General features: G+C 48.5%; 7 protein-coding genes and 1 pseudogene. 6 read left to right on the top strand and 2 right to left on the bottom strand.

What is annotated here, in order from left to right; translation table 11 throughout:
- Nucleotides 1-204, top strand: a pseudogene (locus ACOJTG_RS19195) (SDR family NAD(P)-dependent oxidoreductase); the annotation flags it as partial.
- Between the two features lie 3 nt (nucleotides 205-207).
- Here the strand turns inward: ACOJTG_RS19195 and ACOJTG_RS19190 are convergent.
- Both ACOJTG_RS19190 and ACOJTG_RS19185 read right to left on the bottom strand, forming a co-directional pair.
- Nucleotides 208-993 (bottom strand): (Fe-S)-binding protein, encoded by a 786-nt coding sequence (locus ACOJTG_RS19190; protein WP_420155301.1) that lies wholly within the window; start codon nucleotides 991-993, stop codon nucleotides 208-210.
- A gap of 27 nt (nucleotides 994-1,020) precedes the next feature.
- On the bottom strand, nucleotides 1,021-2,343 hold the full coding sequence (locus ACOJTG_RS19185) for a 4Fe-4S dicluster domain-containing protein (RefSeq protein WP_420155300.1): 1,323 nt from the start codon (nucleotides 2,341-2,343) through the stop codon (nucleotides 1,021-1,023).
- Nucleotides 2,344-2,555: 212 nt separating this feature from the next.
- Here ACOJTG_RS19185 and ACOJTG_RS19180 point away from each other — a divergent pair, with 212 nt between their 5' ends.
- From ACOJTG_RS19180 to ACOJTG_RS19160, 5 genes are all read left to right on the top strand, one after another.
- Nucleotides 2,556-2,855 (top strand): hypothetical protein, encoded by a 300-nt coding sequence (locus tag ACOJTG_RS19180; RefSeq protein WP_420155299.1) that lies wholly within the window; start codon nucleotides 2,556-2,558, stop codon nucleotides 2,853-2,855.
- Nucleotides 2,856-2,911: 56 nt separating this feature from the next.
- Nucleotides 2,912-4,015 carry a DNA topoisomerase IB gene (locus ACOJTG_RS19175; RefSeq protein ID WP_420155298.1) on the top strand — a complete coding sequence of 368 codons (1,104 nt, stop codon included), beginning with the start codon at nucleotides 2,912-2,914 and terminating at the stop codon, nucleotides 4,013-4,015.
- A 182-nt stretch (nucleotides 4,016-4,197) separates the two neighbouring features.
- On the top strand, nucleotides 4,198-5,736 hold the full coding sequence (locus tag ACOJTG_RS19170) for a YifB family Mg chelatase-like AAA ATPase (protein ID WP_420155297.1): 1,539 nt from the start codon (nucleotides 4,198-4,200) through the stop codon (nucleotides 5,734-5,736).
- Between the two features lie 89 nt (nucleotides 5,737-5,825).
- Entirely contained in the window at nucleotides 5,826-6,308 is a 483-nt protein-coding gene (gene folK / locus ACOJTG_RS19165) for a 2-amino-4-hydroxy-6-hydroxymethyldihydropteridine diphosphokinase (RefSeq protein WP_420155296.1), read from the top strand.
- A gap of 200 nt (nucleotides 6,309-6,508) precedes the next feature.
- Entirely contained in the window at nucleotides 6,509-7,228 is a 720-nt protein-coding gene (locus tag ACOJTG_RS19160; protein WP_420155295.1) for an SIMPL domain-containing protein, read from the top strand.
- Nucleotides 7,229-7,239 lie beyond the last annotated feature (11 nt).

Raw genomic sequence — 7,239 nt, 5'->3', positions numbered from 1 at the left:
TGGAATGAAACCTTTAACGTAGTAGCTCCCGAGCATCCGGTACGGCGGGCCATTTACGAACGAAACGCGGAACAACACGGCTGGGCTCCGCCCCTATTTAAAGAACCCGAAGCACCCGTCCCGTTTAAGGTAATTTCTTCGGAAAAACTCATTACTCGGCTGGCGTACACGTTCCAGTATCCCGATCCGCTGGCCTTTCCTTAGGGCTTACCAGCCGTTCGACTGGCTGATTAGTTCGGCCAGATCCAGGACTTTGATCTGGTCTTCTTTTTCTTTGTTTTTAACGCCATCCGTCATCATCACCATACAGAAGGGACAGGCGACGGCGATGGTTTTCGCTCCAGTACCCAGGGCTTCTTCCGTTCGTTCGATGTTGATGTCTTTTCTACCAGGTTCGGGTTCCTTGAACATCTGGGCACCACCCGCTCCGCAGCAGAGGCCGTTTTTCCGGGAACGCTTCATTTCTACCAAATCAGCATCCAGAGCCTGAATAACGGCCCGTGGAGCTTCGTACACGCCATTTGCCCGCCCTAGGTAACAGGAGTCGTGATAGGTGATTCGCTGACCACGAAAGGCTCCGCCCTGTACGGTCAGGCGGCCTTCGTCGAGCAACTGCTGTAGAAAGGTGGAATGATGAATGACTTCGTATGTGCCGCCCAGAGCCGGATATTCGTTTTTCAGCGTATTGAAGCAGTGGGGACAGGCCGTCACGATTTTCTGTACGCCATATCCGTTTAGCACTTCAATATTGGTTAAGGCCTGCATCTGAAACAGAAACTCGTTTCCGGCCCGACGAGCCGGATCACCCGTACAGCTTTCTTCCGTACCCAGCACCGCAAATTTGATCCCCGCCTGATTGAGAATCTTGGCGAAAGCAACGGTTACACGTTTGTAACGGTCGTCGAAACTACCTGCACAACCCACCCAGAATAATACTTCGGGCGTATTTCCATGAGCCATCAGTTCGGCCATGGTAGGTACTTTATAGTCCATACTCATACACGAATTGCGTTGAAACGGTTACAACTGCTCGGCCCAGTTAAAGCGGTCGCCGGGCGAGAATTTCCACGGAGCCTGATTGTTTTCCACATTTTGGAACATGGCATTCCAGGCGGCCGGAGCGTTGGATTCCTCCATGGCCTGATACCGACGCAGTTGCAGAATAATGTCAAGCGGATTAATCAAAATAGGGCAAGCCTGTACGCAAGCCTGACAAGTCGTACAGGCTCGTAATTCCTCCGTCTGGATATAGTCGCCCAGCAGTGATTTTCCGTCGTCCTTCAGCTTGCCGCCGTTGGCTTGCAGGTTTTTTCCCAGATCCTCCAGCCGATCCCGGGTATCCATCATGATTTTCCGGGGGGAGAGTTTTTTACCCGTCAGGTTCGCCGGACAGGCTGCTGTACATCGCCCGCACTCGGTACAGGAATAGGCGTCCATGAGGTTTTTCCAGGAAAGATCCATGACGTCTTTAGCTCCAAATCTGCCAGCTTCCGGCGGAGTTCCCGTATCCGTTTCGGTACCGAGCATCAGTTTTACTTCCCGCGTGACGGAAGGCATGGCATCCATGGTTCCCTGCGGCTGAAATCGGGTAAAATAGGTATTCGGAAAGGCCAGAAAGATGTGCAGGTGTTTGGAATAGGTAACGTATACGGCAAAGGCAAAAATGCCCAGAATATGAAACCACCAGGCAACCCGTTCGATGAAGAGCAAAGCTCCCGTACTAAAACCCGCGAAAACTGGCTTCAGAAACTGGCTGATGATAAAATCACCCACAAGCGGATAATGGGCCTGTCCGCGTTCCTGTAACAGGCTATCAGTAGCATTCATACTCAGAATGGCTACCATCAGTACGATCTCGGTAATCAGAATAATGTTGGCATCCCGCACGGGCCAGCCTTTCAATTCCCGGTGCTGACGGGCTTGCAACCGGGGAACCAGCCGGACATCCCGGCGAATCAAGAAGAGTACACAGGCCACGAGTACACCCAGTGCCAATACCTCAAAAAAATCAATCAGGAAGGGATAAAAACCACCCAGTACCGGAGCAAAAAGGCGGTGGGTGCCGAGTAAACCATCCAGTACAATCTCCAGTACTTCAATGTTGATCAACAGGAAACCCGCGTAGACCAGCAGGTGCAGTATACCCACCAGCGGCCGATCGAACATGCGTTGCTGCCCGAACGCGATCCGGAGCATGGTACGCCAGCGAAGACCCGGCTGATCACTCAAATCCTCGGCCCGGCCGAGTTGGATTGTTTGCTGAATGCTTCGAATCCGTCGAACCATCATCCAGCCAACCAATCCTACTACTAATGCAAAGACTACTTGCGGTAGGAGTTGCATATCTTCTTGGTTTTGCTCGAAAAAATCAATTTACTCTAGCAAAGATACCATTTGCGAAATAGTATGCAAGCATAATAACTAGTTTCCTGCACAAGGCTGAAAGCAGAAAAACAAGGGAATATATTCTACATCAAAGGGCTTTAGATTCGGGGGAAATTCATGAAGGCACTCTTTTTTATCCAATACATACTTTGAACTAACATCCTACAGCCATGAATACTGAACCGAAAGATACCAATGGACTGAGAGAAAATACGGAGAAGCAAGAACCAGAAAAGTTATATCTGGGTCTGAGCCCCTCTGAACTGAAAGCGCTGGAAAGTGAAGGTATTGAGAATTATGAACAGTCCTTTGAAGAGGAAAAAGGAGAGTTTGATCCAACCGATATGGAAACGGAAGTAAATATTCGCGAACGGGGAAGTGTTGACCGGGCCGACCGCCACCAGCAAGACGCCGATCGCCATAGTCAGCACGATGAGGCTCCGATTAAGGAAGACGATCCGCTGCTGTAATTGATATTTGTTGGGAAGGCCATACTCTTCTCTAAACCCCACAACTCTTTAACTTTATGAGTGCTGTTGCACTACCTCCTTCGAAAGCCACCCGTCGTCGCCGTACCCGTCTTTGGTCAAAAGATCCAAAGCGGTCGGCTAAGGTGGCAGGTTTAGTCTATACCACCGACGATCAACCGGGCATTCATCGCTTACGACATAATAAATCGTTTCGGTATGTCGATGCCGACAAAAAGCCGATACGCGATATGGATACGCTACGGCGAATCCGTTCATTGGTTATACCACCAGCCTGGGAAAAAGTGTGGATAAGTCCCTTGGCTAATGGTCACTTGCAGGCTACGGGTTTCGATACGAAGGGTCGTAAGCAGTATCGCTATCATCCGGACTGGAATGCCATTCGCAACGAAACCAAGTTTTACCGGCTGGTAGAATTCGCTGAAGTACTCCCAAAGATTCGAGAGCAGGTTGAAAAAGACTTACGTCGCCCGGGACTACCGTACGAGAAAGTACTGGCACTCATTGTTCGGCTCATGGAAAAGACCAGCATTCGAGTGGGTAACGAAGAGTACAAGAAGCAAAACGGCTCGTATGGTCTTACCACCATGCAGGACGAACACGCTGACATTGAAGGATCAAAAGTTACCTTTCGTTTCAAAGGGAAAAAAGGCGTTTTCCACGAAATTAGCCTAAAGGACAAACGACTGGCTAAGTTGATTCAGCGATGTAAAGATGTACCCGGTGAGGAGCTTTTTCAGTATGTAGATAATGAAGGCAACCACCGTAGTGTCGGCTCTGGTGATGTCAATACGTATCTACGCGAAATCACGGGTGAAGAGTTTACGGCTAAGGATTTCCGTACCTGGCGGGGTACACTGGGAGCTTTTGAGGCTTTTCAGTCCCTCGGCTTATTCGATACGCCTACGGCCTGTAAACGTAATATCAACCGCTGTTATGATCTGGTAGCTGAGGCTTTGGGTAATACTCGGGCCGTCAGCAAGAAATACTACGTACATCCCAAAGTAATTACGGCTTATGAATCAGAAAAACTTTGGGGCTATTGCGAAGGACTGGATACGGCTCCCAGTGAAACGGCAGATCCTTCGTCTTTGTCTCCCCTGGAGCTGAAAGTGAAGCAATTGCTGGAAGCAACGGTCTAGTACCGTTCCCTAAATATGTACTCGACATTAGTTAGCATGTATATGAAAAAATCATTGGTAATCAATTGATTACCAATGATTTTTTGCTTTTTCACGGCTTTGGTTCTGGGTAAATACCGGGCCCTATCCGCTATGACTCCTAAACCGCTTAAGTTTGCTAACTGATTTTAGGTAAGAAAACTATGTTGGCAAAGACTTACGGAGCGGCCATTTTCGGCGTGAATGCAACCCTGGTTACCGTTGAAGTAACGGTAGGACAGGGGACAGGTACTTTTTTGGTAGGACTGCCTGATAGTGCAGTAAAAGAGAGCGTGCAACGCGTGGAAGCCGCCATCAAATATCACGATTACTTTTATCCACGAACGAAGACCGTAATCAATCTAGCTCCGGCAGATGTACGTAAAGAAGGCTCCGCGTATGATTTACCCATTGCCTTGTGCGTATTACACGCTTCGGAACAAGCAAATCTGAAAAAGCTGGAAGAATACCTAATCATGGGTGAACTGTCACTCGACGGCAAATTGCGGCCCATCAAAGGAGTACTGCCCATTGCCATCGAAGCTCGCAAAAACCAGTTCAAGGGATTCATTTTACCGAAAGAAAATGCTTCGGAGGCTTCCATTGTCAATAATATCGACGTGATTGGCGTCGATACGCTCAGCGAGGCGGTGGATTTTCTGAGGGGGACGCTAGATATTGAACCTACCACATCCGATACGCGGGACATTTTCCTGACTATTCTTAACGAATACGAAACTGATTTTGCTGACGTACAGGGTCAGGAAAATATCAAACGCTCGCTGGAAATTGCCGCAGCCGGTGGGCATAACGTGATCATGATCGGACCGCCGGGGGCGGGAAAGACCATGCTAGCCAAACGCCTTCCCAGTATACTTCCGCCCTTGTCTTTGCACGAGGCTCTTGAAACAACGAAGATTCATTCCGTGGCGGGCAAGCTGGGCAGTCGGGCAACACTCATTGCCCGTCGTCCCTTCCGGAATCCGCACCATACGATTTCGGATGCCGCTCTGGTGGGTGGTGGGGGCATGCCGCAACCCGGCGAGATTTCACTGGCTCACAATGGTGTCCTGTTTCTGGACGAACTCCCTGAGTTTAAGCGGTCGGCTCTGGAAGTCATGCGGCAACCGCTGGAAGAGCGGACCGTTAGTATTTCGAGGGCTCGTTGGGCGGTGGAGTTTCCGGCTAATTTCATGCTCATTGCCAGCATGAACCCCTGTCCGTGTGGATATTACAATCATCCCGAAAAGGAATGCACCTGCCCGCCCGGTAGCGTCAGCAAGTACCTGAGCCGTATATCCGGTCCTCTACTCGATCGGATTGATTTACACGTGGAAGTGACCCCGGTTAATTTTGAGCAATTATCTTCTACCCGAAAGTCAGAAGCGAGTGTCGCCATTCGCGAGCGGGTCATCAAGGCTCGGGAAATACAGACGGAACGGTTCACTGAACATACGGGGGTTTATTGCAATGCGATGATGCCGTCGGAGCTGGTACGGAAGGTGTGTGAACTTAGTGAAGCGGGTAAGATGTTACTGAAAACAGCCATGAATAAGTTACAGCTTTCGGCCCGAGCGTACGACCGGATTCTGCGGGTAGCTCGTACCATCGCCGATTTGGCGGGCTCCCCTGAAATCAAAATTGAGCATTTGGCTGAGGCTATTCAATACCGAAGTCTGGACCGGGAGAGCTGGGGAACATAGATTTGAGTACCCTTCTTTCCGGTTACTGGTGTTTTCACGGTACTCTATTTTTACATTTGTACGCATACGATGACCATTCAATCTGTATTTTGAACGTATTCTTACTTTTAGGAGCCAACTTAGGCGATCGGCTAGACACGTTTCAACAGGCCCGGAAACGTATTGAAGACACGATCGGACTCATTCGCGTACAATCGAGTTTGTGGGAAACGGCCGCCTGGGGTCTGACGGATCAACCCGCCTTTTTAAATCAGGTAATCGACATAGATACTGACTGGGAGCCTTTAGAATTACTTCGGCGGACGCAGGCCATTGAAATGGAACTGGGCCGGGTACGAAAAGAGAAGTGGGGAGCCCGTCTGATCGATATTGATTTGTTGTACTACGGTACGGAAGTCATTAGCGATCCGGAACTGAGTATTCCTCACCCTTACCTGGCGGAACGACGTTTTACGCTGGTACCGCTGGCCGAGATTGCCCCCGATTTCATCCATCCGGTGTTACAGCTAACCCAGCAGCAATTACTGGAAGTATGCACTGATAATTCAAGCGTGTTACGCCTGGAAGTGTAAAGACAGCACCCGGTTTCTTTCGTATCTATAGTAATTTAAAAATTCAGTTTAGTCATAAACCATTCATTATCAATCGTTTTTATTCACCTTTTCATTTCCAATTTATCTTTAACTTTCATTAACACCTTCTCCGTATGGAATTTTTGGATCGATCGCATCTACTGAGTGTAAACGATTCAAAAACTAATTCTTACAAAGCCATGAAAAACATTCTTTTGCTTGCCGCTTCTTTCATTTTCAGCACTGCCACATTCGCTCAAACCGTGGAAAAAGAACCCGTTCGTAAAATTGAAGTAACCGGAACTTCCGAAGTAGAAGTCGATCCGGATGAGTTTTACCTGACTGTTAGCCTCAAGGAGTTTTATAAAGACGAGAAAAATCAGAAGGATAAAGTCACTATCGATATTCTGGAGAAACAATTGATTCAGTCGGTACAGGGAGCCGGTTTACCGAAAGACGCCCTAACTATTCAGGGAATCACGGGTTACCAGAACAGCATTGGGAAAAAGAAAAACCCGGCTCAGTTTCTGGAAAGTAAACAATATCAGCTCAAATTAGCCAAGTTATACGATGTGGATAACTTGCTTTCGAAAGTAGATTCTCGGGGTGTTGCCAATACTTACATCAGCCGGGTGGATTACTCCAAAAAGGAACAGTTACGCAAAGACGTGAAAATTAAGGCCTTACAGAACGCCAAAGAAAAAGCCGCCTATTTAGTAGAATCGCTCGGTGACAAATTGGGCGAAGTGCTGGAAATCCACGAAATCGAAGACAGCTACAATACCCCCATGTACCAAATGGCTCAAATGCCTATGATGCGTATGGCCAAAGCCGAATCAGCGGATGTAGCCCAAAGTGATCTGGAATTCCAGAAAGTAAAATTCACCTCCCGCATTCAGGTTATTTTCCGAATCAAATAATTGTCATTCCT

It is taken from the genome of Siphonobacter sp. (assembly GCF_048595215.1).
GTDB lineage: Bacteria > Bacteroidota > Bacteroidia > Cytophagales > Spirosomataceae > Siphonobacter.
The sequence above is the reverse complement of the archived record's forward strand: the minus strand, read 5'-3'. Positions and strand labels throughout refer to the sequence as shown.

Excerpts from the sequence above, each read along its gene's own strand:
- ACOJTG_RS19180 (WP_420155299.1), top strand. The coding sequence starts at position 2,556 with ATGAATACTGAACCGAAAGATACCAATGGACTGAGAGAAAATACGGAG.
- ACOJTG_RS19190 (WP_420155301.1), bottom strand. The coding sequence starts at position 993 with ATGGACTATAAAGTACCTACCATGGCCGAACTGATGGCTCATGGAAAT.
- ACOJTG_RS19175 (WP_420155298.1), top strand. The coding sequence starts at position 2,912 with ATGAGTGCTGTTGCACTACCTCCTTCGAAAGCCACCCGTCGTCGCCGT.
- ACOJTG_RS19170 (WP_420155297.1), top strand. The coding sequence starts at position 4,198 with ATGTTGGCAAAGACTTACGGAGCGGCCATTTTCGGCGTGAATGCAACC.
- ACOJTG_RS19160 (WP_420155295.1), top strand. The coding sequence starts at position 6,509 with ATGAAAAACATTCTTTTGCTTGCCGCTTCTTTCATTTTCAGCACTGCC.
- ACOJTG_RS19185 (WP_420155300.1), bottom strand. The coding sequence starts at position 2,343 with ATGCAACTCCTACCGCAAGTAGTCTTTGCATTAGTAGTAGGATTGGTT.